28 protein-coding genes and 2 pseudogenes are annotated in these 24,552 nt (G+C 71.5%); 18 read left to right on the top strand and 12 right to left on the bottom strand.

The window, feature by feature from the left end; genetic code table 11:
• Positions 1–1,809, bottom strand: a complete 1,809-nt coding sequence (locus Phou_RS22270) for an intein-containing Rv2578c family radical SAM protein (RefSeq protein ID WP_246273676.1) — start codon at positions 1,807–1,809, stop codon at positions 1–3.
• Positions 1,810–1,947: 138 nt separating this feature from the next.
• Positions 1,948–2,970 (bottom strand): LacI family DNA-binding transcriptional regulator, encoded by a 1,023-nt coding sequence (locus Phou_RS22275; protein ID WP_173057784.1) that lies wholly within the window; start codon positions 2,968–2,970, stop codon positions 1,948–1,950.
• A 273-nt stretch (positions 2,971–3,243) separates the two neighbouring features.
• On the opposite strand from Phou_RS22275, the gene Phou_RS22280 reads away from it, so the two are divergent.
• On the top strand, positions 3,244–4,389 hold the full coding sequence (locus Phou_RS22280) for a Gfo/Idh/MocA family protein (protein WP_173057785.1): 1,146 nt from the start codon (positions 3,244–3,246) through the stop codon (positions 4,387–4,389).
• Complete coding sequence (locus tag Phou_RS22285; RefSeq protein WP_371872151.1) at positions 4,386–5,213, top strand: sugar phosphate isomerase/epimerase family protein; 828 nt, start codon at positions 4,386–4,388, stop codon at positions 5,211–5,213. The genes Phou_RS22280 and Phou_RS22285 overlap by 4 nt, the downstream gene beginning before the upstream one ends.
• A 66-nt stretch (positions 5,214–5,279) precedes the next feature.
• Here Phou_RS22285 and trxA read toward each other — a convergent pair whose 3' ends face one another.
• Positions 5,280–5,642, bottom strand: coding sequence for a thioredoxin (gene trxA, locus Phou_RS22290; protein ID WP_173057786.1), 363 nt, complete (start codon positions 5,640–5,642; stop codon positions 5,280–5,282).
• Positions 5,643–6,165: 523 nt separating this feature from the next.
• On the opposite strand from trxA, the gene Phou_RS22295 reads away from it, so the two are divergent.
• The 9 genes from Phou_RS22295 (at position 6,166) to Phou_RS22335 (ending at position 12,819) form a co-directional block, all read left to right on the top strand.
• On the top strand, positions 6,166–6,684 hold the full coding sequence (locus Phou_RS22295; RefSeq protein WP_173057787.1) for a MaoC family dehydratase: 519 nt from the start codon (positions 6,166–6,168) through the stop codon (positions 6,682–6,684).
• Positions 6,685–6,834: 150 nt separating this feature from the next.
• Positions 6,835–7,371, top strand: a complete 537-nt coding sequence (locus tag Phou_RS22300) for a hypothetical protein (protein ID WP_173057788.1) — start codon at positions 6,835–6,837, stop codon at positions 7,369–7,371.
• A gap of 52 nt (positions 7,372–7,423) precedes the next feature.
• Positions 7,424–8,107: a TrmH family RNA methyltransferase gene (locus tag Phou_RS22305; RefSeq protein ID WP_371872152.1), complete on the top strand. Its 684-nt coding sequence runs from the start codon at positions 7,424–7,426 to the stop codon at positions 8,105–8,107.
• 16 nt (positions 8,108–8,123) lie between these two features.
• Positions 8,124–8,813, top strand: coding sequence for a DUF6758 family protein (locus tag Phou_RS22310; RefSeq protein ID WP_345513033.1), 690 nt, complete (start codon positions 8,124–8,126; stop codon positions 8,811–8,813).
• A gap of 102 nt (positions 8,814–8,915) precedes the next feature.
• Positions 8,916–9,074: a hypothetical protein gene (locus Phou_RS22315; RefSeq protein ID WP_173057791.1), complete on the top strand. Its 159-nt coding sequence runs from the start codon at positions 8,916–8,918 to the stop codon at positions 9,072–9,074.
• On the top strand, positions 9,071–9,934 hold the full coding sequence (locus Phou_RS22320) for a PH domain-containing protein (protein WP_173058806.1): 864 nt from the start codon (positions 9,071–9,073) through the stop codon (positions 9,932–9,934). The genes Phou_RS22315 and Phou_RS22320 overlap by 4 nt, the downstream gene beginning before the upstream one ends.
• A 109-nt stretch (positions 9,935–10,043) precedes the next feature.
• Positions 10,044–10,682, top strand: a complete 639-nt coding sequence (locus Phou_RS22325; RefSeq protein WP_246273678.1) for a SigE family RNA polymerase sigma factor — start codon at positions 10,044–10,046, stop codon at positions 10,680–10,682.
• A 50-nt stretch (positions 10,683–10,732) separates the two neighbouring features.
• A complete protein-coding gene (locus Phou_RS22330) occupies positions 10,733–11,968 on the top strand; it encodes a hypothetical protein (protein ID WP_173057792.1) in 1,236 nt (411 codons plus the stop codon).
• Entirely contained in the window at positions 11,968–12,819 is an 852-nt protein-coding gene (locus Phou_RS22335) for a PHP domain-containing protein (protein WP_173057793.1), read from the top strand. Before Phou_RS22330 ends, Phou_RS22335 begins: the two co-directional genes overlap by 1 nt.
• Here Phou_RS22335 and Phou_RS22340 read toward each other — a convergent pair whose 3' ends face one another.
• Genes Phou_RS22340 through Phou_RS22360 form a run of 5 tightly spaced genes read right to left on the bottom strand, consistent with a single transcriptional unit; the run spans position 12,820 to position 16,499 of the window.
• Positions 12,820–13,767 (bottom strand): RecB family exonuclease, encoded by a 948-nt coding sequence (locus Phou_RS22340; protein ID WP_371872153.1) that lies wholly within the window; start codon positions 13,765–13,767, stop codon positions 12,820–12,822.
• Positions 13,768–13,819: 52 nt separating this feature from the next.
• A complete protein-coding gene (locus Phou_RS22345; protein ID WP_173057794.1) occupies positions 13,820–14,434 on the bottom strand; it encodes a MarC family protein in 615 nt (204 codons plus the stop codon).
• 9 nt (positions 14,435–14,443) lie between these two features.
• Positions 14,444–15,187, bottom strand: a complete 744-nt coding sequence (locus tag Phou_RS22350; protein WP_173057795.1) for a class I SAM-dependent DNA methyltransferase — start codon at positions 15,185–15,187, stop codon at positions 14,444–14,446.
• Between the two features lie 48 nt (positions 15,188–15,235).
• Positions 15,236–16,084, bottom strand: coding sequence for an oxygenase MpaB family protein (locus Phou_RS22355; RefSeq protein WP_173057796.1), 849 nt, complete (start codon positions 16,082–16,084; stop codon positions 15,236–15,238).
• Positions 16,074–16,499, bottom strand: a complete 426-nt coding sequence (locus Phou_RS22360) for a Fur family transcriptional regulator (RefSeq protein WP_173057797.1) — start codon at positions 16,497–16,499, stop codon at positions 16,074–16,076. Before Phou_RS22360 ends, Phou_RS22355 begins: the two co-directional genes overlap by 11 nt.
• A 163-nt stretch (positions 16,500–16,662) precedes the next feature.
• Here Phou_RS22360 and Phou_RS22365 point away from each other — a divergent pair, with 163 nt between their 5' ends.
• Positions 16,663–17,154: a DUF2231 domain-containing protein gene (locus Phou_RS22365; RefSeq protein WP_173057798.1), complete on the top strand. Its 492-nt coding sequence runs from the start codon at positions 16,663–16,665 to the stop codon at positions 17,152–17,154.
• A gap of 137 nt (positions 17,155–17,291) precedes the next feature.
• Here the strand turns inward: Phou_RS22365 and Phou_RS22370 are convergent, their stop codons facing one another.
• Positions 17,292–17,615 carry a translation initiation factor 2 gene (locus Phou_RS22370; protein ID WP_173057799.1) on the bottom strand — a complete coding sequence of 108 codons (324 nt, stop codon included), beginning with the start codon at positions 17,613–17,615 and terminating at the stop codon, positions 17,292–17,294.
• Positions 17,616–17,681: 66 nt separating this feature from the next.
• Here Phou_RS22370 and Phou_RS22375 point away from each other — a divergent pair, with 66 nt between their 5' ends.
• Positions 17,682–17,855: a hypothetical protein gene (locus Phou_RS22375; RefSeq protein WP_173052365.1), complete on the top strand. Its 174-nt coding sequence runs from the start codon at positions 17,682–17,684 to the stop codon at positions 17,853–17,855.
• On the opposite strand, the gene Phou_RS22380 is transcribed toward Phou_RS22375, so the two are convergent.
• Positions 17,856–18,329: a flagellar biosynthesis protein FlgA gene (locus Phou_RS22380; protein ID WP_173057800.1), complete on the bottom strand. Its 474-nt coding sequence runs from the start codon at positions 18,327–18,329 to the stop codon at positions 17,856–17,858.
• A 170-nt stretch (positions 18,330–18,499) separates the two neighbouring features.
• Between Phou_RS22380 and Phou_RS52860 the strand changes: the two genes are divergently transcribed.
• Positions 18,500–18,643: a hypothetical protein gene (locus Phou_RS52860; protein ID WP_246273836.1), complete on the top strand. Its 144-nt coding sequence runs from the start codon at positions 18,500–18,502 to the stop codon at positions 18,641–18,643.
• Positions 18,644–18,705: 62 nt separating this feature from the next.
• On the opposite strand, the pseudogene Phou_RS55025 reads toward Phou_RS52860, so the two are convergent.
• Positions 18,706–18,822, bottom strand: a pseudogene (locus Phou_RS55025) (FmdB family zinc ribbon protein); the annotation flags it as partial.
• A 51-nt stretch (positions 18,823–18,873) separates the two neighbouring features.
• Complete coding sequence (locus tag Phou_RS22390; protein ID WP_173057802.1) at positions 18,874–19,476, bottom strand: 5-formyltetrahydrofolate cyclo-ligase; 603 nt, start codon at positions 19,474–19,476, stop codon at positions 18,874–18,876.
• Positions 19,477–19,543: 67 nt separating this feature from the next.
• Here Phou_RS22390 and Phou_RS22395 point away from each other — a divergent pair, with 67 nt between their 5' ends.
• From Phou_RS22395 to Phou_RS22410, 4 genes and pseudogenes are all read left to right on the top strand, one after another.
• On the top strand, positions 19,544–21,589 hold the full coding sequence (locus Phou_RS22395; RefSeq protein WP_173057803.1) for a GGDEF domain-containing protein: 2,046 nt from the start codon (positions 19,544–19,546) through the stop codon (positions 21,587–21,589).
• Entirely contained in the window at positions 21,586–22,542 is a 957-nt protein-coding gene (locus Phou_RS22400; RefSeq protein ID WP_173058816.1) for a UTP--glucose-1-phosphate uridylyltransferase, read from the top strand. Before Phou_RS22395 ends, Phou_RS22400 begins: the two co-directional genes overlap by 4 nt.
• Positions 22,539–23,820: pseudogene (locus Phou_RS22405) on the top strand (molybdopterin molybdotransferase MoeA). Before Phou_RS22400 ends, Phou_RS22405 begins: the two are co-directional and overlap by 4 nt.
• Positions 23,817–24,446 (top strand): GNAT family N-acetyltransferase, encoded by a 630-nt coding sequence (locus Phou_RS22410; protein ID WP_173057804.1) that lies wholly within the window; start codon positions 23,817–23,819, stop codon positions 24,444–24,446. The pseudogene Phou_RS22405 and the gene Phou_RS22410 overlap by 4 nt, the downstream one beginning before the upstream one ends.
• The last annotated feature ends 106 nt before the right edge of the window (positions 24,447–24,552 follow it).

Below are 24,552 nucleotides of genomic sequence, written 5' to 3' on the forward strand. Positions count from 1 at the left end.
CTACATGAGGGTTAACTGCTCCGGCTCGGGCGGGGGCGGTGGTGACTCGGTCTGGCGGGCCTCGGCCGGCTCGGCGCGCTCCAGACCGTGCCGCCGGGCGGCCATGCGGACCCGGGCGGTGACCTCGCGCTGGTATTCCTTCGGCAGGTAGGAGCCGCGCCCGTACAGCCGGCGGTAGTGCGGGGCCAGTGCCGGAAACTCGCGGGTCAACCACGCCGCGTACCACTCGCGGGCGCCCGGCCGCAGGTGCAGCGGGATCGGTGTGATGCTGGCCGCGCCGGACGCCGCAATCGCCGCGACCGTGGCCTCGATCGAGTCGTCGGTGTCGGTGAGGCCGGGCAGGATCGGCGCCATCAGCACGCTCACCCGGAAGCCGGCGTCGGTGAGCGTGCGCACCGCGTCGAGCCGCCGCCGCGGGCTGGGCGTGCCCGACTCGACCGAACGCCACAGCCGCTCGTCGACGAAACCGACCGACATCGCGACGCCCACCTGCGTCACCTCGGCCGCCTGCCGGAGCAGCGGCAGGTCGCGCAGGATGAGCGTGCCCTTGGTGAGGATCGAGAACGGGTTGGCGAAGTCGCGCAGCGCCGACAGGATCCGTGGCATCAGCTTGTATCGCCCCTCGGCCCGCTGGTACGGGTCGACGTTTGTGCCCATCGCGATGTGCTCGCCGCGCCACTTGGGTGCGGCCAGCTCACGCCGCACCAGCTCACCCGCGTTGATCTTGACGACGACCTTGGTGTCGAAGTCGTGCCCGGCGTCGAGGTCCAGGTAGGTGTGCGTGCTGCGGGCGAAGCAGTTGTGGCTGACCACGCCGTTGGCGATGAAGTCGCCGGTGCCGGTGGTGATGTCGTAGAGCGGGAGGTCGACGCCGAGCGGCTCGACCGAGAGCACGTCGAGCCGCGTGTCCGACCCGACCGGCAGGCCCGCGATCGAGCGCTTGCGGCCGATCGCCGGGTCGACGAGATGGCAGAAGCGCATGTGCTCGGTGAGCCCGCCGCGCAGCCGGACCGCCGTGCCGGACTCCTCCGGCCGCGCGTCGAACCCGAACCTGGCGAGCGCCGCGGCGACCGCGTCGAGGGTCTCCTTGTCGTCGCTGCGGATGCGCAGCTCGTCGCCGTCGCGGCTGCCGTCGGAGTCGAAGATGCCGGCCAGGAGGCCCTTGCACCACTCGTCGCCGGCACGCTCGGGCCAGCGGACCAGGTCGCGGATCGCCTCGATCGTCGCGGCGCCGAAGCCGGCCAGGTAGTCGAGCGAGCGGTCGACCGCCTCCGGCACGTACGTCGCCAGATGTGCGTCGCCGCGGATCATGCCGCTCAGGTAGCCCCGCCGGTAGTCCGCCGAGTCCTTGGGCCCCTCCACGAACTGCCCGGTGCCCATGAACCGGTCGCCCGCGACAACGCCGCCGACCACGTGCTGCCAGCCCCGCTCGGTGAGAAACCGGTGGTCGCCGCTCGCGATCAGCTGCGTGCCGTCGGCGAGCGTGACCCGGTGGGCCGGCTTGGTGGTGCTCCAGTGCGCGAGGACGGTCGTCACCGTGTACCGCCGGGAGGCGCCGACCGGGACCGTGCCGTAGATCGCGTCGCCCACCTTGAGGTCGCGCAGGGGACGGGTGGTGCCGTCGGCCATCAGGATCGGCGTGTCACCGGCCAGGCAGTAGCTGCACGCGTGGCTGCACCCGCGGTACGGATTGATCGTCCACTGGAACGCCATGCGGGACGAGCCGGGCACCCTGTTGATGATGCTCTTGGCGCGCACCTCGAAGAAGGTCATGCCGGCGAAGCCCGGCGTGTCGAAGGTGCGCGCCACCGCGTCGGGAGGCAGCGCCAGCGGCAGGGGTGGAGCCGCTGGCGCCGGCCCGTCCGGGACCTCTCCGTCGGGGGAGCCGACAGATTGTCCCAGCGCATGCGGCCTATTCGAACACGCGTACGAGCCGAGCGCAAGCAACTACGGGCGTGGCGCGCCGGTGCTGTCGCGGCGGACCAGCTCGGCGCCGACCTGCTCGATGCGGGGTGCGATGTGGCCCGACGGCTCCTCCAGCGCGAGCGTCATCGCCCGCGCGCCCATGTCGACAAGCGGCAGCCGCACGGTGGTCAGCGCGGGGGTCACGTCACGCGCGATCGGCATGTCGTCGAAGCCGATCACGCTCACCTCGCCGGGCACCGCGATGCCGCGGGAGCGCAGCAGCGACAGCGCGCCGATGGCCATCGAGTCGTTGAGCGCGGCCAGGGCGGTAAGGCCGGGCTCGGTGTCCAGAAGGGCCGCGGTCGCCTCCGCGCCGCTGGTGCGGTCGAAGTCCGCGTACGCCACGAGGTTGGCCGGCAGCTTGCGACCGTGCTCCCGGGCGGCGCGGCGGAGGCCGGCGAGCCGGTCGGTCGTGGTGGTGAGCTGTTTGGGGCCGGCGATCACGCCGATGTGCTCGTGGCCCAGCTCGTACAGGTGGCTGGCGAGCAGGTAGCCGCCCATCTCGTTGTCCGGCACGACCGCGTCGCCGGCGTGCTCGTGCCGGCCGATCACGGCGACCCGGCCGCCGGTGCTCTCGTACACCCGGAGCTTGCCGTCGAGCGCCTTCGTGAAGTCTTCGTCGTGGTACCCGGAGCCGGCCAGCACGATCGCGGCGACCTGGTGCGCGCGGAGCAGCTCGACGTACTCCAGCTCCTTGACCGGGTCGCGGTAGCTGTTGCAGATGATGACCAGCCGGCCGTGCGCCGTGGCGACCCGCTGGAGGCCGCGGGTGATCTCCGCGAAGTACGGGTCGGAGACGTCGTGCACGATCACGCCGATGGCCGTGCGGTGCGAGCGGGCGAGGAGCTGTGCGTGCGCGTTCGGCACGTACTGCAGCTCCTCGACGGCGGCCAGCACGCGCTCGCGCAGCGCGTCGGTGACCGGCTTCGAACTGCCGTTGATGATCCGTGACGCGGTGGCCGGCGATACGCCAGCGCGCCGCGCGACATCGGCCAGCGTTGCCATCCGAGTCCTCCGCCCCACGCGCCCGCGGCGCCCGCCCACGGCACCCCAGAGCTCTGCCTACAGCGCTCGCGTTCGCTCGCTGCGGCCCTGACTGCCGGCGCGGTCCACCCTCGTCGCTGCGCTCCTCGGGGTGGACCTCGCCGGCCCCAGGTCCATTTGCCGAATGAGAATACCGTGGACCTGCCCATATATAGGAAAGGCCTTGCAGCGCAACAGCGACGGCCAGTACCGTGATCGAGGAAAGCGCTTACCTCAGAACGATTGGACCTCCGCATGGCCCGCAGGACGATCGGCATCGCGCTCAACGGCGTGACCGGCCGGATGGGATATCGGCAGCATCTGGTGCGGTCGCTGCTCGCGATCCGCGAGCAGGGCGGGCTGCCGCTGCGCGACGGCACCCGGCTCTGGCCGGAGCCGGTCCTGGTGGGCCGGAGCGAGACCAAGCTCCGCGAGATCGCCGATCGGCACGGCCTCACCGAGTGGACCACCGACCTGACGGCCGCGCTGGCCCGGCCCGACGTGCAGATCTACTTCGACTCGCAGGTCACGGCCCAGCGGGAAAAGGCGCTGCGTGCCGCGATCGACGCCGGCAAGCACATCTACACCGAAAAGCCGATCGCCGAAGACCTGGCCACCGCCGTCGACCTCGCCCGCCTCGCCGACGCCGCGCACATCAAGCACGGCGTGGTGCAGGACAAGCTCTTCCTGCCCGGCCTGCGCAAGCTGGCCCGCCTCGTCGAGGGCGGCTTCTTCGGCCGCATCCTGTCGGTGCGCGGCGAGTTCGGCTACTGGGTCTTCGAGGGCGACTGGCAGGCCGCCCAGCGTCCTTCGTGGAACTACCGGGCCGCCGACGGAGGCGGGATCACCGTGGACATGTTCCCGCACTGGCACTACGTGCTGGAGCAGATCTTCGGCTCGGTCAAGGCGGTGACCGCGCACGTCACGACGCACATCGACCGCCGGTGGGACGAGGCCGGCGAGGGATACGACGCGACCGCCGACGACGCGGCCTACGGGATCTTCGAGATCGAGGGCGGCATCGTCGCGCAGATCAACTCCTCGTGGGCGGTGCGGGTCTACCGCGACGAGCTCGTGGAGTTTCAGGTGGACGGCACCGAGGGCAGCGCGGTCGCCGGCCTGCGCAACTGCCGCATCCAGCACCGCGCGACCACGCCCAAGCCGGTGTGGAACCCGGACCTGCCGGCCACCGAGGACTTCCGCGCGCAGTGGCAGGTCGTGCCGGACAACGATGAGTTCGACAACGGGTTCAAGGCGCAGTGGGAGCTCTTCCTGCGGCACGTGGTCGAAGACGCGCCCTACACCTGGGACCTGTGGGCCGGCGCGCGTGGCGTCCAGCTCGCCGAGCTGGGCCTGCAGTCCGCCCGCGAGGGGCGCCGCATCGAGATCCCCGAGCTGTGAGCGAGCGAGTTGGCGCGGCTGTGAGCCGCTTCTCGTTCAACCAGGCGACGGCCAACCGGTGGCCGATCCCCGACCTGGTCGCCGGCTGCGTCGAGGCCGGCGTGACACGCGTGGGGCTGTGGCGCGAGCAGGTCGCGGAGTTCGGCCTGGAGAAGACCGCGGCGCTCGTGAAAGACGCCGGGCTCGAGGTCACGTCGCTGTGCCGCGGTGGTTTCTTCAACAAGCCCGATTGGTACCCGGAAAACGTTCGCGCCATCGAGGAGGCGCGCGTATTGGGGGCGCCGGTGCTGGTGCTGGTCTCGGGCGGGCTGCCGCCCGGCAGCCGTGACATCGACGCGGCCCGCCGGCACATCGGCGACTCGATCGGCCGCCTGGTGCCGGCCACTGTGGAGGCCGGCGTCCAGCTCGCGATCGAGCCGCTGCACCCGATGTTCGCCTCGGACCGGTGCGCGGTCTCGACACTCGGGCAGGCGCTGGGCCTCGCCGCGCCGTACCCGGCCGACGCGGTCGGCGTCGTCGTCGACACGTACCACGTCTGGTGGGACGACACGGTGTGGGCCCAGATCGAGCGGGCCGGTCGCGAGGGGCGGATCGCCTGCTTCCAGGCCGCCGACTGGATCACCCCGCTGCCCGAAGGCGTGCTGCTGGGGCGGGGCCTGCCGGGTGAGGGCTGCGTCGAGCTGCGCCGCTTCCGCGAGGCGGTCGACGCCACCGGCTTCACCGGGCCGGTCGAGGTCGAGGTCTTCAACGCCGACCTCTGGGCCCGCCCCGGCGCGGAGATCCTCGCCGACACGATCGCGGCGTACGAAGAACACGTGGCCTGACCGCCGCCGCATGCACAGAGGGCGCTCCTCAATGGCGAGGGGCGCCCTCTGCGGTGGGCGGTGACGTCAGTGGTTGTGCGCGGCGAGCTTCTTGCGGACGTCGTCCATGTCGAGCGCCTGGACCTGCTCGATCAGGGACTCGAGCGCCGACTCGGGCAGCGCACCCGGCTGCGCGAACACGATCACGCCGTCGCGGATGGCCATGATGGTCGGGATCGAGCGGATGTCGAACTTGGCCGCGAGCTCCTGCTGCGCCTCGGTGTCGACCTTGCCGAACACGATGTCCTCGTGCTTTTCCGACGAGCGCTCATAGATTGGCGCAAACCGGACGCACGGACCACACCAGCTGGCCCAGAAGTCGACCAGCACGGTGCCGTCCTGGCTGGTCACCTCGTCGAAGTTCGCCGTGGTCAGCTCAACGGTCGCCATTTGATCTCTCCGATCGCGGGGATTTGCCTACGCGTACTGAAACCTAGCGGGGCGAGCCAGCATTCCCGACGAATCGGACACGCGGCGCGGCGTGGCGGGTCTCACCAGGGGTTCTTCGGGTCCTCACGCGGGGCACCGAGACAGTGACGAACGGCGATGATCGACGCGTTACCTATGGTGATGGGAGCGATTCCATCAGTTTACGTGCCTGTAACAGGGAAACGGTCGAAGATGCTGGATAGCGCGGGCGACGAAGATCGGTAACGCAAGGTCACAAGTCGCTCGACTCTCACGGACTGTAATGTTACAAAAGCATAACTGTGACCTGCGTCTCCCACTGAAACCTTTCTCCAGTGCGAGTTGCACGGCAAAATCGACTCATCAAGCGTGGGCGGCGGGTGCCGGGGAGGGCCCCGCCGCTCATTGCGTCCGGGGTAGTTTTCGGCTTCGCGACCCGGGCCTCCGGCTTAACCATCGATAAGGCATCCTTTCCCTACGCGTAGGTGGCGTATGGGAGGCGTGGATGCAGTTCGGCCGGTATTACGAGGAGTTCGAGGTCGGCGCTGTGTACCGGCACTGGCCGGGCAAGACAGTCACGGAGTACGACGACCACCTGTTCTGCCTGCTCACCATGAACCACCACCCGCTGCACCTGGACGCCCACTACGCCGAGACGTCCACGCACTTCAAGCGCAACGTGGTGGTCGGCAACTACATCTACTCCCTGCTCCTTGGCATGTCCGTCGCCGACGTGAGCGGGAAGGCCATCGCCAACCTCGAGGTCGAGTCGCTGCGCCACGTCGCTCCGACCTTCCACGGCGACACGATCTACGGCGAGACGACCGTGCTGGACAAGCGCGAGTCGACCTCCAAGTCCGACCGCGGCGTGGTCTCGGTCGAGACGAAGGGGTACAAGCAGGACGGGACCCTGGTCTGCGTGTTCCGGCGGCGGGTGATGGTGCCGAAGAGGGAGTACACAGCGGCCGCGGTGCTCGCCGGCGCGGACCCGGACCGGCCCAGCTTTCCTGAGCCGAAGGCCTGACGAGCGAGCCGGAAGGCTATGGCCCTGCCTGCGACGGCGGATGAGCGCCGAGCGGTCGAGCACGGCCGGCCTGGTCGACACACGTAAGCCCAAGGTCGCAAGGCGCGCATCCCGGCAAAACTGGGCATATGCTGACCTCGGGAGGTCGCTATGCCGAGCCAATCCGCTTCCGGAGACCCGACACCCATGGCCGCCGGGAGACGCGGCCAGGTCGCCGCGATGGCTTTCCCGCCAGGCGAGTGGGAGCTGCTGACGCATCTGCCCGCCCGCGTGATCGTGGCCGCCACGTCAGCCGAGCCGGACGCCCCGCGCCGTACGGTCGCCGAGGGCCTCGCGGGCCTTGACGCGATCGCCGCGGGACGCGCGTTCGACAGCGACCTGGTGCGGGCGGTGGTTTCCGCGATCTACGCCGAGGCCGACGACGACCGCCCGGCCGCCGAGGAGTTCACCGACCGCGCCGCCGGCCTCGCCGAGGTGCTGGAGGCGTGCCGGCGGGCGACCGCAGTGCTGTCCGCGCGGGCCGATCCGGCCGACTCCGCGGCGTACCGCCAGTGGGTCCAGTCGGTCGCCGCCCGGGTGTGCGGCGCGGCCCGTTCCGGCGGGGTGCTGGGCTTGGGCGGCGAGAAGGTGAGTGCCGCCGAGCGCCGGTTCCTGGACGATCTGGCGGTCGCGCTCGCGCTGCGTTGACGCACCGAGCCGCCCGTCCGGCTGGGCGGCCGGGTGTTGCCCGTACCCTCTGATGACCGTGAGCGGCGATGAGCATGAGGTCGGGGTCGGACCCTGGCCCGGTGCGTGGCCAGCCGATCCGCGTTTCGACCCGGACCTGCTTGCGCACGGTGACCGGCGGAACGTGGTGGATCGCTACCGGTACTGGCGGCGCGAGGCGGTCGTGGCCGATCTCGACGAGCGCCGGCACGGCTTCCACGTGGCGATCGAAAACTGGCAGCACGACCTGAACATCGGGACGGTGGTGCGCAACGCCAACGCGTTCCTCGCGGCGGAGGTGCACATCGTCGGGCGGCGTCGATGGAACCGCCGGGGTGCGATGGTGACGGACCGCTACCAGCACGTACGCCACCACGAGACGATCGAGGAGTTCGTCGCCTGGGCACACGCGCACGACCTGCCCGTGGTGGGTATCGACAACCTGCCCGGGGCACACCCGCTGGAGGCGGTGACGCTGCCCCGGCAGTGCGCGCTGCTGTTCGGCCAGGAGGGCCCGGGCCTCTCCGACGTCGCGCGCGCCTCCTGCGACCAGGTTTTCTCGATCGCCCAGTACGGCTCCACCCGCTCGATCAACGCGGGCGTGGCCAGCGGAATCGCCATGCACGCGTGGATCCGGGCACACGCCGGTCCGCCCCCGGAAGACACGCCGCCACCGTCTGGAGACCTTGACGGGGAGGCTGCGAGCCCCGCACCGTAGGGAGGTGGGCGTTGCGGTGAGTTGCCCCAGATGTGGCGGTCCGGTGCGACCGCCGGACCTGATGCACACCGATTGGCGGTGTGACGACGACGGCCCGGTGCCGCCACTGCACGTGGCCGAGCACGTGAGCGCCGACATCGTGTCGAGCATGCTGGCGGCGGTGCAGAAGGCGCAGGAGGCCTGCGACCGGCCGCCGGTGCCCGTCTGGTGCCCCTGGCCCCTCCCTCCGGGCTGGATGATGACCGGCGCGGCCTGGGCGGGCGACGACCGCACCGGCGTGCGCGCCACCGCCGTGGCCTGCAGCGGACCGTCCCCGCTGCGTGGCGGGCCGGCCGACCTCATGTTCGTGGCGGAGGAGCCGGGCGTGGGCCTGGGCAACCGTTACGGCGGCCTTCCAGGGCTCGACCCGGGCGCGCTGATCGCCGACGCGCTCGGCGACGAGGGTCTGCCCGCGGGCGACCACGGTGGACCGCACGCGAAGATCAAAGTGGGCGGTCATCCGACTCCACTGTGGTCCGTGAAGTCGCCGACGGATCGGTGCGCCTATGCCGGAGAAGCCCGGGGAATGTGGCTGTATGCGATAGCCTGGCCAGCGAGTGCGGGTTACCTCCTCGCGGAGCATGTCGTGCTGCACGACCTCTCCGAGTGGTTGCCGCCCGAGCTCGTGTACGGCGCACCATCGCCGTACATGCACGGGAGAGCGTGAATGCGTTTTCCAGTATTGGATCAACACGTACAGACGCTCGACTGATACTCTGGGTACTGCCGACACCGGCTCGGCGGCGCAGTGCGGAGGGACGGCCCGCAAATGGTCAAGAAGATCCTCACCTGGGGCGGCATCGCGTTCCTGCTGTTCTTCATCGCGTACCGGCCAGATTCAGCGGCTGACGTGTTCCAGTCTTTGGGCAGCACGGTCGCCGACATTGGTCAGGGCCTTGGTGACTTCGTCACGAGCCTGATCGCATAGTCGTCCATGGGCAGCGCACCGGGCGGACCCCCGACGACCCTGACGAGCCCGATCGAATTCATCGCCAGCGCGATACCGAGCCCATCCCACGTACTCCGCGTGACGATGGCCCCGGCTACAGCGATGACGCAGGGTTCTCCACTGGCCCCTCCTATTCGGACGGCCCCTCCTACTCGGAGGGCGTCGGATACGCGGACAGTGGTCGCGGTGGCTACCTGCCCCCGGAGTTTTCCGAGGACGAGTTGGCCGGCCTGCGCACCGATGCCGCGGGCATGCCGATCGGGCCACGGCGTGTGTTGCCGCTGGAAGACGAGCCAAGCTCGCTGGTCGCCCGATACCTCTTCCCGACGGAGCGCTACCGCGGGGAGTGGAAGCGGCACTGGATCCACCTGACCACGCCGCTGCTGATCGGCACCGCCGCGACGTTCGCACTCGGTTACCTGTCCGGCTTCCTGGCCCGGCAGGACGTCCGCGGCCTCACCACGGCGGCGGTGATCGTCTGGTTCGCCGTCATGGGCTGGGTGGCGTGGCAGGTCGGCGACTGGTATTTCGACCGGTTCATCCTGACCAACAAGCGGGTCATGGTGGTCAACGGCATCATCACCCGCAAGGTCGGCATGATGCCGCTACTGCGCGTCACCGACATGAAGTATGAACAGTCGCCACTCGGGCGGATGCTCAACTACGGCACATTTGTGCTCGAGTCGGCCGGTCAAGACCAGGCGCTGCGCGAGGTAAAGCACTTGCCCAACCCCAACGAGCTCTATCTCCGCGTGGTCGAGGAGATGTACGAGCCGCAGGCGGTCGAGGCGCGTCTCGGCAAGGCCGACGATGACATCAAGGCCGACGACGGGGCCTGATCTGCGCTCATTCGCAATCGCCTAACGCCGGTTTAGCCATCCGTGCCATGGTCCTTGCCCGAAGGCTGTGACAACCTTCGGGAGGGCACCTATCACGGGGAGGCGATGAGTGTCGGCCGCCAGGCAGGAAATGGAGGAGGAGTTCCGCGAGTTCGTCGCGGCTCGCTCCGCCGCCCTGCTTCGCACGGCCTACCTGCTCGCCGGTGACTGGGCCACGGCCGAGGACCTCCTGCAGACCGCGCTCACCAAGACGTACCTGGCGTGGAAGCGGCTGGGCGAGATCGAGGCCGTCGAGCCGTACGCCCGGCGTGTCCTGGTCAACACCGCGACGAGCTGGTGGCGGCGGCGGTGGCACGGCGAGCGACCCACCGAGATCCTCCCCGAGCGGGCGGCGCCCGACCAGATCGAGGAGCAGCTCGAGCGCGACGCGCTGTGGCGGCACGTCAAGGCGCTCCCGGCCCGCCAGCGCGCCGTGCTCGTGCTGCGCTTCTACGAAGACCTGACCGAGGCGCAGACCGCCGCGCTGCTCGACATCTCCACCGGCACGGTCAAGAGCCAGACCTCGCGCGCCCTCAACACGCTGCGCCAGCGGCTCGGTGCCGAGGGTGCCGCGCCGGACATCAAGCCCGTCGAGGTGCCCAAGCCCGCCGCCGCGCCAGCGCCCGCCCGGGTGCGGCCGGCGCCGGTGGTGCCCAGCCTGCCGATGCCACCGATCCCGGCGCCCGCCACGGGTCTGGAGCGCGGGTGACGATGGGCAAGCCGGACAACCCTGGGCCGGGCCCAACGCGTCCATTGGGCGTGGCATCGGACGATCTGGAGCGGGCACTGCGGGAGACGCTGTCGCGTGCGGCCGATCCGTCGCACGCGGTGGGCCGCCACGACCCCGCCGGCCGGGCGATCGGAAAGGGACGCCGCATCAACCGGCGCCGTTCCGTCGTGGGCACCGTCATGGTCGTCGCCGCCACGGCCGCCGCCACCGCCGGGGTCATCCAGCTGCGCCCCGACGACCAGCGGTACGCGGGGCCGGCGTGGGTCGAGGACCCGCCACCGGAGATCCTCCAGTCGCTGCCCGCGATCGAGCCGACCACGGCTGTGCCGGTCCCGATGGGCACCTTCGACCGCGACAAGATGTCCGCGACGAGCGTGCCCGTCGACGTGGTCGTCGCCAGCCAGCTGCGCACCACCGGCGGCACCGCGATCACGCTGTCCCAGGTCGGCACCGTGACGCAGGCGCACGAGGCGAGCAAGGGCTGGCTTGTCGTCGGCATGCCGCCCTCGGGTGGCGCCACCCTTTGGTACGTGGCCTCAGACGGCTCCTCGATGCAGGTGCTGCCCGCCGTCGACGCGATCGCGCTGGCGCCGGACGGCCGCCGCGTGGCGTGGCGCGACAGCGCGCGACTCTTCACCGCGGTCGTCGACCAGGGCACCCTCAAGGGCGCCACGCAGACCTCCGCGCCGGCCGAAGGGCTTCCGGTGAGCTTCGTGGGCGACGGGGTGCTCATGCAGCGCGCCGGCTCCGGTGCGCACCAGGGCACCTACGACGTGTGGTGGCCGCGGCGCGGCACGTACACGCCAATGTGGAAGCCGGGCACCGCCGAGATCTACGGGCCGCTGCCCGACGGCCGTACCGTGGTCGGCCAGGTCTCCGCCGAGACCGGCGACCGCCCCTGCCTCGCCCTCCTCGACGCGGTCAACGCGCTGACCGTGCTCAAGACGGCCTGCGCGCTGCAGCTCAACCCGCGCGGCTCCGGCACTGTCTCGCCCGACGGCCACTGGCTCGTGGCAGACGGCGCGGGCCGGGCGCGGCTGGTCGACCTGCGAGTCGCCTTCGACGGCAGGGGCACCTCCGCCGACGCCGGTCCCGAGCTCAGCGACCAGGCGGCCTGGGCCAGCGGCAGCACGCTCGTGCACGTGTCGCGCGCGGGTGACCTGATGCGCGTCAAGGCGGGCAAGGAGCCGGAGGTCGAGGAGATTCCCGTGCCCGGCTCCGACCGCAACGACCGCCTGCTCGTGGTGGACCCCATGCTGGTCTGATGCGCATCGACCTGCACGCCCACTCCACCGCCAGCGATGGCACCCTCACCCCGGCCGAGCTCGTCGCCGCCGGTGCCGAGGCCGGCCTCGACGTGCTCGCCATCACCGACCACGACACGACGGCCGGCTGGGCGCCCGCGGAGGAAGCCAGGCCCGCCGGCCTCGCGCTCGTGCGGGGTGCCGAGCTCTCCTGCCGGTGGTACGGCCATTCGCCGGCCATCCCGCTGCACCTGCTGGCATACCTCTTCGACCCCACGGCGCCGGACCTGGTGGCCGAGCTCGCCCGGGTGCGGCGCAGCCGCGAGGAGAGGGCGCGGCGCATCGTCGACCGGTTGCGCGCCGACGAGGTCGATGTGACCTGGGACGAGGTACACGGGTACGCCGCCGGCGGCACCGTCGGGCGGCCGCACATCGCGCGGGCGCTGATCCGGGCCGGGCTGGTGGTCGACACCGACGAGGCGTTCGAGGACCGGTGGCTGGGCGAGCGCTACCGGGTGCCCAAGGAGGACACGGACGTCTTCGCGGCGGTGCGGCTGGTGCGCGACGCGGGCGGTGTGCCGGTCTTCGCCCACCCCAAGGCCACCAAGCGCGGCAAGGTCGTGCCCGACTCACTGATCGTGGATCTGGCGACGGCCGGCCTCTTCGGGCTCGAAGCCGACCACGAAGCCCACTCGCCCGCCGAGCGGGAGCACGTGCGCGGGCTCGCCGCCGACCTGGGGCTGGTGGTCACCGGCTCGTCCGACTTTCACGGCAGCCACAAGCAGGTCAAGCTCGGCGCGTACACGACGGGGCAGGGAGCCTACGACACCATCGTCGCGGCGGCCTCCGGTGTGCCCGTCGTGGGGCCTTGATCACTGCTCGGACGCGGTGACCACGGCCGCCTCGCCGCCGGACGGGGCCAGGACGCGGTCGACGGCTGCCCACGGCTCCTTGGCCGGTGCCTCCACGCCGGCCGGGCAGCTCTTGCGGAAGTCGCACCAGGTGCAGATCGGCCCCGGCGCGGTGGGAAAGGCCGCGTCGGGGTCGCCACCCGCGGCGACCGCGCGCTCGGCGGCCACGATGTCGCGGGCGGTGTCTTCGGCGCGGCTGACCTGCCGGGCCAGCGACTCCGGCGTGTGCTCGTGCGCCGCCACGGTGCCCGACGGGAGATGGTGCAGCTCGACCCGGCGGCACGGGCGGCGGAAGACGCGCTCGGCGGCGAACGCGTACAGCGCGAGGGCCTGTGACCCGCGCGCGTCATCGGAGTCGAGGCCGGTGCGGCCCGTCTTGTAGTCGACGATCGCCAGCTCGGGTCCCTCGGGCCCGGTGCGGGAGTCGATGCGGTCGGCCCGGCCGTTGAACGCCAGCACCGACGTCTTTACCGCGACCACGCGCTCGACGCCGAGCGGCTCGAAGGCCGGGTCGAGGGTCTCCACATAGGACTCGAGCCACTCCAGAGCGCGCCGGTAGGCGGTCCGCTCCTGCGCCTCGTCGCGGTAGCCCTCGCGCACCCACGTGCCCTTGAGCAGCGTGGGCAGCGCCTCCGGGTGGCGGCGATCGGCGGGCAGGCCAAACCAGTTGCGCAAGGCGGTGTGCACGCTGGCGCCGAGTGAATTGTGCGCCCAGGGTGGCCCCTTCGGCGGCGCCGGACGGTCCACATAGGAGAACCGGTAGCGGCGCGGGCAGTCCTCGAACGCTCCCAGCTTGCTGGGCGTGCAGACGAAGAGGCGCTCCGGCATGCCCTCGAAGCCGAGCTGCTCTGGCTCCGGCCGGCCGGAGCCGCCGCGTGGACGGGGAGTCGCGGAATGGGCCCTACGCACCCCACGATCCTCCCACCGCCGTACGACATCCCGCCCACCGCCACGGCGGTTGTCATCCCCCGTTCGAGTACTCCCGCACGAAAGCGGCCACCGCGTCGGCGATCAACTGCACCGCGATGGCGGCCAGCAGCAGGCCGGCGATGCGGGTGAGCACCTCGATGCCACTGGGGCGCAGCACCTTGACGATCCCGCCGGAGAAGCGCAGGGCCAGCCACACCGCGGCCATCGCCGCCACGATCCCGACACCGATCGCCACGTAGTCGGTCGCGCCGTCGGCCCGCTGTACGAAGAGCATCGTCGCCACGATCGCGCCCGGGCCGGCCAGCAGCGGGGTACCGAGCGGCACCAGCGCGATGTTGGAGGTGACCTGCTGGTCCGGGTTGTCGGTACGGCCGGTGAGCAGCTCAAGCGCGATGAGGATCAGCAGCAGCCCGCCGGCGCCCTGCAGCGCGGGCAGGTCCACGTGCAGGTAGTCGAGCAGCGTCTGGCCGGCGACCGCGAAGACCACGATCACGCCGAACGCGAGCGCGACCGCCTGGGTACCGGCCCGGTTGCGCTCGCGGGCGGAGAGGGTGCCGGTGAGTGCCAGGTAGATCGGCACCATGCCCGGCGGATCCATGATCACCAGGAGGGTGACGAACACCTCCCCGAACAGCTTGAGATCCACACGGTCACGCTAGTCGGGCGGGGGCAGGCGGTAGACGGAGACGTGCGATCGCGAGTCCTCGGTGAAGTCGGCGCCCGACCAGTCGGCGTGCCGGGACTCCAGCGTGAAGCCGGCCAGCTGGGCCATGAGGTCGAGCTCGGCGGGCCAGATGTAGCGGTGCGGGCTGCGGCTGAGCCGGGCCTGCCTGCTGTCGTCAAACCTGAAGTGGTGCGAGACCACGTGCTGGCGGAGCACGTCGTACGTGTCCAGGCCGATATAGCCGGGCTCGTTGTGCCACACCGTCGCCTGCTGGCCGGGCGGGAGCTTGCGCAGCTCGGGCACCCACAGCTCGATCACGAAGCGGCCGCCGGGGGTGAGGTGGCGGGCGGCGTTGCGGAAGCACTCGACCTGGGCGGCCTGGTCGAGAAGGTTGGAGATCGTGTTGAAGACGAGGTAGACCAGCGTGTACTCGCCCGGCGCGACCGTCGTGGTCATGTCGCCGACAAGGACTGGGAGTGCCTGCTCGTCCACCTTGGCGCGCAGGCGGTCGACCATCGGGCGGGACAGCTCGATGCCGGTGACGGGCACGCCCCGCTCGGCGAGGGGGATGCCCACGCGGCCGGTGCCGATGGCGAACTCGAGCGCGCGTCCGCCCTCCGCGAGCGCGGCCAGCCGGTCGACCGCGGGCCCCAGCACCTCCGGCGCGAACATGCCGGCGCCCGGCGTGTCGTAGCTCTGGGCGGCTTCGACGTCCCAGATGTCCTCTTGTCGCATGGCGCCCACGATCGTCGGGCGGGCACCCGCCGTCCAACGATTTAGCACTCAGGGCTTGGCGGCGACGAGGTCGGTGGCCGCCAAGCGGGCGGCGCGTTCCATCGCGCCCTTGTGGATCGGGCCGGTGCGGTAGCGCTTGGGGAGCGCGGCCAGCAGCAGCCGCAGTCCGCGCACGGAGATGTCGGCCGAGACGTCGGCGAGGGGCAGGCCGAGCGCGCCGTACATGCGGCGGGCCCAGGGCGGGAGCAGTGAGAAGGCGGTGGCGGCGATGCCCGCGTACGCCAGCCGGACCGGGGTGAGACCCAGGTGCCACGGCAGCGGCGGGTGGCTGAGGAAGAGGAACGTCTCGGCGCCAGCCTTGCTCATCCGCAGCTCGGAGCGGACACCCGCGTAGTACTCGGCGACCTCGGCGGCGGTGCCGGGAACGGTCGCGGTGTCGAGGCCGACGAGGGCAGCGGCGCGGCGCTGCTCGGTGTAGTACGCGTCGACGTCGGCCGCGCTCAGCCGCACACCCGCGCGGCGGGCCGTGGAGACGAACGACTCGACCTCGGCGACGTGCACCCAGCGGAGCAGGTCCGGCTCGTCGACCCGAAACTCGGCGCCGGTGCGAGGGTCGGTGCCACGCAGCCGGGCGTGCAGCGCGCGCACCCGCCGTCCGGCGGCCTCGGCCTGGGCCGTCGTGCCGTAGACGGTGGTCGCCACGTACTGCGAGGTGCGCACAAGCCGGCCCCACGGGTCGGTCTTGTAGTCGGAGTTTTGCACCACGGCCGCGACGGCGAGCGGATGCAACGCCTGGAGGTAGAGCGATCGGAGCCCGGCCACGAAGAGGATCGGCTCCTCGTGCACGCGCCAGGTCACCGAGTCGGGGCCGAAGAGGCCGAGATCGTCAGAAGTCATCGACCCTGCGGGCTTGGCAGACCGGGCACAGGCCCCAGTAGGTGACCTCGGCTTCGTCGATCTGGAAACCGTGCGAGACGTTGGGATCGAGGCAGGGTGCCTCGCCGACGGCGCAGTCGATGTCGGCCACCTCGCCGCAGCCGCGGCAGACCACATGATGGTGGTTGTCACCGGCGCGAGCCTCGTAGCGGGCGGGGCTGCCGGCTGGCTCGAGGCGGCGGGCGAGGCCTGCGCGGGAGAGGGCGCCGAGAACGTCGTAGACCGCCTGGGTGGAGACGGAGTCGAGGCGGGTGCGGACCCGCCGGGCAATTTCGTCGACCTCCAGATGGCCGCCGCCGGCCAGAACATCGAGCACAGCGAGGCGCGGTCGGGTCACCCGCAGGCCACGTGACCGCAGCAGCTCTTCGCCGTGCATCTAGCAATAACAGCACGCGAATACCAGACCGACAAGGCGCATGGAACCTGGATGAACTTATTCGACTCTCTTCGCGTAGCCACCCTTTGACAAGGCCATGATCGGCGACACGGACAAATCGTACGCTGATCTCGCGGTTACATAGATCCCCAGAGGAGGACTCGTGTTCGACGAGATCATGGGCCTGCCGATGCATCCCCTCGTGGTGCACGCCGCGGTGGTGTTCATCCCGCTGCTCGCGCTCGCCGCTGTCGTATACACGTTGGTCCCTCGGGTACGCGCCCGGATCGGCTGGGCCGCCGCACTGCTTGCCGTCGCCGGGCCGGCGGGTGCGTTCGTCGCGCGTGAGTCCGGGCAGGAGCTGAGGGAGCGGCTGATCGCCGCCAACTATGGCCAGGAGATCCTCGACCAGGTCAACGAGCACCAGGGCTACGGCGACCTGACCTTCTACTTCAGCCTCGGCCTCGGCGCGGGCACGCTGCTGCTCGTGCTCGTCACGAACGGCCTCACCAGCGGCCGAGGCACCGCCGGTGGCGTGCCACTCTGGCTGACCTGGGTGCTCGGCGCCGCCGTCATCGTCCTCGCCGGCGTCACCGGCGTCTACGTCTTCCTGACCGGTGACTCAGGCGCCAACGCCGTCTGGAGCGGCGTCTAGTGCGGTGACCACTATGGTTCGCCGGGGAACCCGGCGAACCAGGCCCTGCCAGGCGCAGGGTTTCTGGGTCCGCCCGCGCAGCGGGCAGACCCAGAAACGTTAGTGGTCACCGCACCAGCCCCGGATCCTCAGCGTTCTCAGAAGAGTGCTCGGGAGCAGAGCAGGCAGATAACCACGACGAGCACGGCGGCGGCGATCATGCCGATGCCGAACGTCAGCGTGCGCGCGCTGCGCTCCTCCTCGTCGATGCCGGTGGCGTCCTGGCGGGGGAGCTCGCGTGGCGCGGCCGGCTGCATCACGACCGGCGGGCGCCAGCCGTGCGGCGGGGGAGTGCTCGGTGGCGGCCCGGGGTAGGCCGGAGCGGCCGGCTCGGCGGGAGGCGGCTCGGGCGGGGGTGGGGTGCCCTCTGCCGGTCGCCGCCAGAACTCGTCGTCGGCCGGGCCACCGCTGCGCGTCGTCACGCTCACCGACGCTATCAACGCCAACCCGTCCCCCGCGGTTAACCATGCCTCGGTACGCTGCTTTGCGTGAACGGGGCGGAAGACCTGCGCGAAGATCCGGACCGCCTGGTCGACCTCGATGAGGACGGCCTTCCGGTGCTGCCGGACCAGACCCGCGACGACACCGATCGCGGGTGGGGCGAGTGGACGTATACGAACGACGACCGCTTGCTGGAGGACCGGCCGCCGCACTGGGAGTGATCACTTCGGTCGCACGATCACGCCGAAGCGGGTGCTGTCGGGCAGGCTGACTATCGCGCGCGCTCCCTCGGGGTTGAGCGCGAGCAGCACCGCGCCGTCCGCACCCACCACACCGAGCACGAGGGCGTCGCGCGCGAGGAGTGTGGAGTCGCGGCCGGGCGTGGGTGACGCGCCGCCGCCCGCCAGCAGGTCGACCCGGTCGCCGGGGTGGACGAGCGCCAGCACGGCCGGCTCGGCCAGCCGCACCGGCACGCCGACCGCGCCCGGTGGCACCGCGAGGCGACCGCTGGCGTCGACGGATGGTGCCGGTGTGGCCCCCGATGCCGCGGGTGCGCACGGTGCAGCCGCCGGCTCGCGGGCAAACAGCGCCGCGACCGCGGTCAGCAGGAAAGTGGCGACCAGACCGATGCGCAGCAGTGTGCGGCCGCGGGGCAGCCGGGGCCGGCGCACGGGGTCGAGGGTGGGCTCCCGCATGGCCCAGGACCGTAGGCGGTCGGCGGAGTGGGCCGCGCGCGCCGGCGGTACGGGCTGTGGACAACCGGCCCGGGTGTGGAAAACGCCCGGGCCGCCGGTGGATCTGCTAAGAGGTCGCGGCCGCGGCGGGCTTTGCCGAACTCGAAGACGACGAGCTCGAAGAGGCCGAGGTGGAGGCCGACGAGGAAGACGACTTGTCCGAGGACGACGAGGTGGAGGTCGACGTCTTGTCCGTGGACGAGGAGCTCGAAGACGACGCCGCCGAGGAGTCGGACGAGGACTTGTCGGCGGAGGAGCGGGAGTCGGTGCGGTAGAAGCCCGAGCCCTTGAAGACGATGCCGACGGAGTTGAAGAGCTTGCGGAGCCGGCCCTCGCACGCCGGGCACTCGGTCAGCGGCGAGTCGGTGAAGGACTGCACCGCCTCGAGCTGGTGGCCGCACTCGGTGCAGGCGTACTGGTAGGTGGGCAACGGATCCTCCGCAGGGGCTGGCACTCCACTAATCCGAGTGCTAATAATGCGCCAAAGACCGCCGCCGCGTCCACCTCAAGCGGGCAACATCACCAGGCCAGCACCTGGAGTGATCACCGCGTTGACCCGCCGGTCGTGCGGCTCGTCGGGCACCTGGTCGACCACCTCGCCGTCGTGCAGGAGCGCCACGACCAGCGTGTCCGGGGCGACGCGGTTGAGCGCCCGGTCGTACGAGCCGCCACCGCGACCCAGCCGCGCACCGCGGGCGTCGACCGCGACCGCGGGTACCACGACAAGGCCGGCCGTGGCGATCGAGTCGGGACCCAGCCGGCGGCCGCTCGGCTCGCGGAGGCCGTGCGGCCCGGGTGTCAGGGAGTACGGCCCGTGGTAGGCCGCCCAGTCCAGGTCGAGATCGGGCAGCAACACCGGCAGCAGCACCCGCGCCTCCGGACTGAGCATGCCGACGAGCGCGTCGGGCAGGCCGGGGCCGCCCGGCTCCGGCCCGACGGGCACGTAGCCGGCGACGCAGTGCGGCTCGACGCTCCGTACCAAAGTGGCGAGCTCGGCCACCACGCGCCCGGCAGCGTCCTCCAGCGCCGCCGCCGGCAGCGACCGGCGGCGGTTGAGGAGCGCGGCCCTGAGGGTCGCCTTACGCGGAAGATCCGATAAATCCGGCACGCAACACTCCTGCCATAACCCGCCCTAGTTATTCCCCCTGTGTCAGCATCCCATTGAGGAGGGAACTGTGACGCTCCGTGGGCGGTTGACAACCGCTTTCCTCGCGGTCGTACTCGGTCCTGTGCTGCTCGGGGCCTTCTTCGTCGGTGCGACGGTGGCGGCGGTGAGCCGCGACCGCTCGGTCGACCGGCTCGATGTCGCCGCCACCACCGTCCGTTCCTCGGTCGGCGCCCTCTGCCAGCAGCTGCAGGCGGTCGCCGACGCCGTCGCGCTCCCGCCCACGCCCGAGCAGCGCCTCGCCGTCGCCGACCAGGTCATCGCCCGTGGGCTCGCCGCGGTCGTGCACGTGGACGGCGTGACCACGCCCGGCGGCCCGGCGCGGCCGTGGGCCGACTGCTCCGGCGCCACGTCGGGCGGCTTCCAGGCGCTCGCCGTCCAGGTGGAGATGCGCGACGCGACCGGCGCGGTCCTCGGCTCGGTCGAGGTCGCGCAGACCGTCGACGCGGCCTTCGTCCGCCGGCTCGCCGACGCCTCGGGCGCGGCGATCACCCTGCGGTCGGGCCCGACCTACTCCACCGAGTCGGCGCGCCACCGCGAGGCCGTGGTCCAGGCGGCCGCCGGGGTACGCGGCGACGCCATCGCCGAGTCCGCACCCGGCCGCTACGTGCGGCGCCTCGACCCCTCGCCCGGGCAGCCGCTCCCGCTCGCCCTCTCGGTGCCGCGCAGCGAGCCCGGCGGCAGCTACGCGGTGCTGGTCGGCGCGGTTGTGCTGGCCGGCCTCTTCGCCGTGCTCGCCGCCTGGTGGCTGGCTCGCTCGACCACCCGACCGCTCGCCGAGCTTGGGCGCGCCGCCGACCGGGTCGCCGGGGGTGACCTGGCCGCCCGCGTGCCGGTGCGGGCCCGCGACGAGGTGGGGCGGCTGGCCGCGGCGTTCAACCGGATGACCCGCGAGACGCAGTCCTACGTGCGCGCGCTCACCGCCAGCCGCGACCAGCTCCGCAACCACCTCGCGGTGCTGGGTGACACGCTTTCGAGCACCCACGACCTGCACCGCATCCTCCAGGTGATCCTCCAGACGGCGCTCGCCGCGACCGGCGCGCGGGCCGGCGTGGTGCTGCTACTCGACCCGGCCACCGGCGCGCTCGTCGCGCACAGCGCGGAAGGGCTCGAGGACCCGGACCTGCGGGTACCGGTGGGCAGTGGTCTGCTCGGCACGGTGGCCGCCACCGGCGAGCCGCTGCGCGGGCGGGTGGACCGGGACGGCCCGCCGTTGCTGGAGAACGAGCCGCGGTGCCGCACGTACGTGGCGGTGCCGTTCGCCGGCCCCACCCACGGCGTCGACCTCGATCCTCCGGCGCTCGGCGTGCTCGCGCTGTACGACCGGCTGGGGCTGGACGAGTTCGACGACGCGGACCTCGTGACGCTGCGGACGTTCGCGGGGCAGGCGGCGGTCGCGGTGGACAACGTGCGGGTCCACGAGGAGGCGCAGCGCCTCTCGCTCACCGACCCGCTGACCGGCCTCTGGAACTACCGCTATCTGAAGGAATCGGTGCGCCGCGAGGTCGAGCGGGCCGGTCGCTTCGGCCGCATGCTCGCGGTGCTCGCCCTCGACCTCGACCGCTTCAAGGAGGTCAACGACACGCACGGTCACGCCGCGGGTGACGCGGTACTGATCGAGTTCGCCCGGCGGGTGCGAGCCGAGGTGCGCGAAGTGGACCTCGCGTTCCGGCAGGGCGGCGAGGAGTTTGTGGTGCTGCTGCCCGAGACCGACGCGCGGGGCGGCGCGATCGTGGCCCAGCGCCTCGGCGCGGCGATCCGCGACACACCGATCGAGTGCGGCGAGGATTCGATCGAGGTGTCGGTGTCGATAGGCATCGCCGTCTACCCCGACAACGGCGTCACGGGAGCGGAAGTGCTGGATGCGGCGGATGACGCCCTGTACGCGGCGAAAGCGGCCGGACGCGACACGTACCGCCTCGCGGCGCATGGTAAGCGTCCGGAGGCATTGGAGCTACCTGTGCCGGCCGGAGCGGCACCGCCAGACGACGATCTACCTCGTGCCGGCGGCGCGTCACCTGGGACTCACCCGCCGCGACAGAGCCGTGGCCGATAGTCTCGCGGCATGTCGGAGCACGCAGGCACCACCCTCCCTCTGGTCGGCGAGCCGTTAAGGCGGTCATCCCGGCCGCAGGCCTGGCCACCCGCTTCCTGCCTGCCACCAAGGCGGTCCCCAAGGAACTCCTGCCGGTGGTCGACCGGCCGGTCCTCCAGTACATCGTGGAGGAAGCGGCGGCCGCCGGGATCACCGATGTCCTGCTCATCACCGGTCGCGGAAAAACATCGATGGTCGACCATTTCGACCGCCAGCCGTACCTTGAGGCGCGGCTGGAGGAAAAGGGTGACCGGGACCGGCTCGCGGCGGTCCGCAAGCCCAGCGAGCTCGCCGACATCTACACCTGCCGCCAGCACGAGCCGCTCGGGCTCGGCCACGCGGTGGGGTGCGGCGAGGCGCACGTGGGCGACGATGCGTTCGCGGTGCTGCTCGGCGACGAGTTCGTCGACCTGGCCGAGCCGCTGCTGCCGCCGATGCTGGAGCTGCAGGCGCGCACCGGCGGCATCGTGCTGTCCTTCATGGAGGTCGCGCCCGAGGAGACCAAGCGGTACGGCATCGCCTCCGTCGCCGAGCCCGAGGCGGAGGTCGCCGACATCGGCGAGGTGGTGCGGGTGACCGGTCTTGTGGAAAAGCCGTCGCAGGAGGAGGCGCCGAGCAACCTCGCCGTGCTCGGGCGGTACATCCTGCCCGGCACGATCTTCGACGCGATCAAGCGCACCAAGCCGGGCAGCGGCGGCGAGATCCAGCTCACCGACGCGATGGCGCTGCTGCTGGAGGAGGGGACGCCCGTGCACGGCATCGTCTACCGCGGCACCCGCTACGACACCGGTATGCCGCTGGGCTACCTGCAGGCGGTCGTGCAGATCGCGAGCCAGCGTGAGGATGTCGGCCCGGCGTTCCGGGAATGGCTGGCGACATTTGTGGAGACATCGCCGGTGGTGAAGACGACATGACAGCAACGGCCGATGCCGAGGCGGCCGCAAACGAGCTGACGCCGCTCGCCGACTACCTGGGCAGCGTGCTGCGCAGGTTGCGGCCGCTGCCACCGCTCGACCTCGACCTCACCCAGGCGTACGGCAACGTGCTCGCCCAGGACGTGGTGGCCGCGCACGCCTACCCGGCGTTCGACCAGGCCGCGGTCGACGGGTACGCGGCCCGGTGGGAGGACGTCGCCGCGGCGTCCGCGTCGCTCGACGGCGCGCCGCGGGCCAGCGGCGTGCGGCTCAACGTCGTGGGTGACCTCGGTGCGGCCAGCTGGCGGCCGGTGCGGCTCACCGCGGGGACCTGCTTCTCGGTCGCCGCGGGTGCGCCGCTGCCGGCCGCCGCCGACGTGGTGGTCCCGGTGGAGTGGACCGACCAGGGCATGGCCGCCGTGGAGATCTTTCAAGCCCCCAAGCGGGGGTACGGGTTGCGCCGCGCCGGTGAGGAACTGCCCGCCGGCACGCTGCTGGCCCGCGCCGGTACCGAGATCAACCCGGCACTTGTAGCGGTGTTCGCGGCCACCGGCATCGGCCACGTGGTGGTCCGCTCCAGCCCGCGCGTGGTCGTGGTGGCCACCGGCGACGAGCTCGTCGACGTGGGCCGCGCCAGCCAGCCCGGGCAGGTGGTCGACGCCAACTCGCACGCGCTCACCGCCGCGGCGGTCGAGGCGGGGGCGATGGCGTACCGCGTGGGCATCTGCGACGACGACCCGAAGGGCTGCGCGGGCTTCTCGAAGACCAGACGCTGCGCGCCGACCTCATCGTGACCACCGGCGGCACCGGCACCGGGCCGGGCGACATGATGCGCCGCATCCTCTCCCGGCGCGACGGCGCGGTGACCTTCGAGAAGGTCTCCCTGTATCCCGGAACCACCCTCGGGTTCGGTACGGTCGGTGGAGAGGAGGTGCCGATCGTGTGTCTACCGGGTGAACCCGCGGCCGCACTGATCGGCTTCGAGGTGCTGGCCCGCCCCGCCATCCAGCTGCTCGCCGGGGCCGAGCCGGTCTTCCGGCCGAGCGTGCGCGCCCACCTGCTGGAGACCGTGCCGTCGCCGGCCGGGCTCCGCGAGTTCCGCCCGGCACACGTCGCCGAGCGCCGCGGCGGGGGTACACGGTGCAGCCGCTGTCCGGCGGGCCGTACACGATGTCCGGTCTCGCCGAAGCCAACGGGCTGCTGGTGCTGGGGGAAAGGGTCACCACCGCGACCGCCGGCTCCACTGTGGATGTGCTGTTGCTGGACAGGCGCAGATGATCTTTGGGGTGTCACCGGGGTGGCCGGTCGTACTTGTCGACGGCAACGTCTCGCTGCGCCCGTACCGCCGCTCCGACGCCTCGACCTGGTCCGAGGTGCGCCGCCTCAACCAGAAGTGGCTGGCGCCGTGGGAGTCCTCCCCGCCCGGCCCGTGGGACGACCTGAACTCGCCGAGCGCCTTCCGCTACGTGCACCGTGACCAGCGCCGCTCGGCCCGGCGTGGCGAGAGCATGCCGTTCGCCGTGTGCCTGCGCGGCCACCTGGTCGGCCACCTCAACCTGGGCAACATCGTGCGGCGGGCGTTCTGCTCGGCGTACGTGGGCTACTGGGTCGACTCCCGCGTGGCCGGGCAGGGCGTGATCCCTACCGCGCTGGCGCTGGCTGTCGACCACGCGTTCGGCCCGGGTGGGCTGCACCGGGTGGAGGTCAACATCCGGCCGGAAAACAAGCCGTCCCGGCGGGTGGTGGAAAAGCTCGGTTTCCGTGAGGAGGCCTACCACCCGCGGTACATGCACATCGACGGCGCCTGGCGCGACCACATCGGGTACGCGCTGACCAGCGAGGAGGTCGCCGCGGACGGCGGCCTGCTGGCGCGGTGGCACCGCCTGCGCGCCACCGCTGGTTGATCTTTGCGCGGCATGGTGCCGGCGCGGCGCACGTCTATCCTGGTCAGCCCCCTTTAACCTCAGTTAACTGGGACAACGGTGACGCGGCATTGAGGGTCACCGTTTT

The sequence above is a fragment of the Phytohabitans houttuyneae genome (assembly GCF_011764425.1).
Classification (GTDB): Bacteria; Actinomycetota; Actinomycetes; order Mycobacteriales; family Micromonosporaceae; genus Phytohabitans; species Phytohabitans houttuyneae.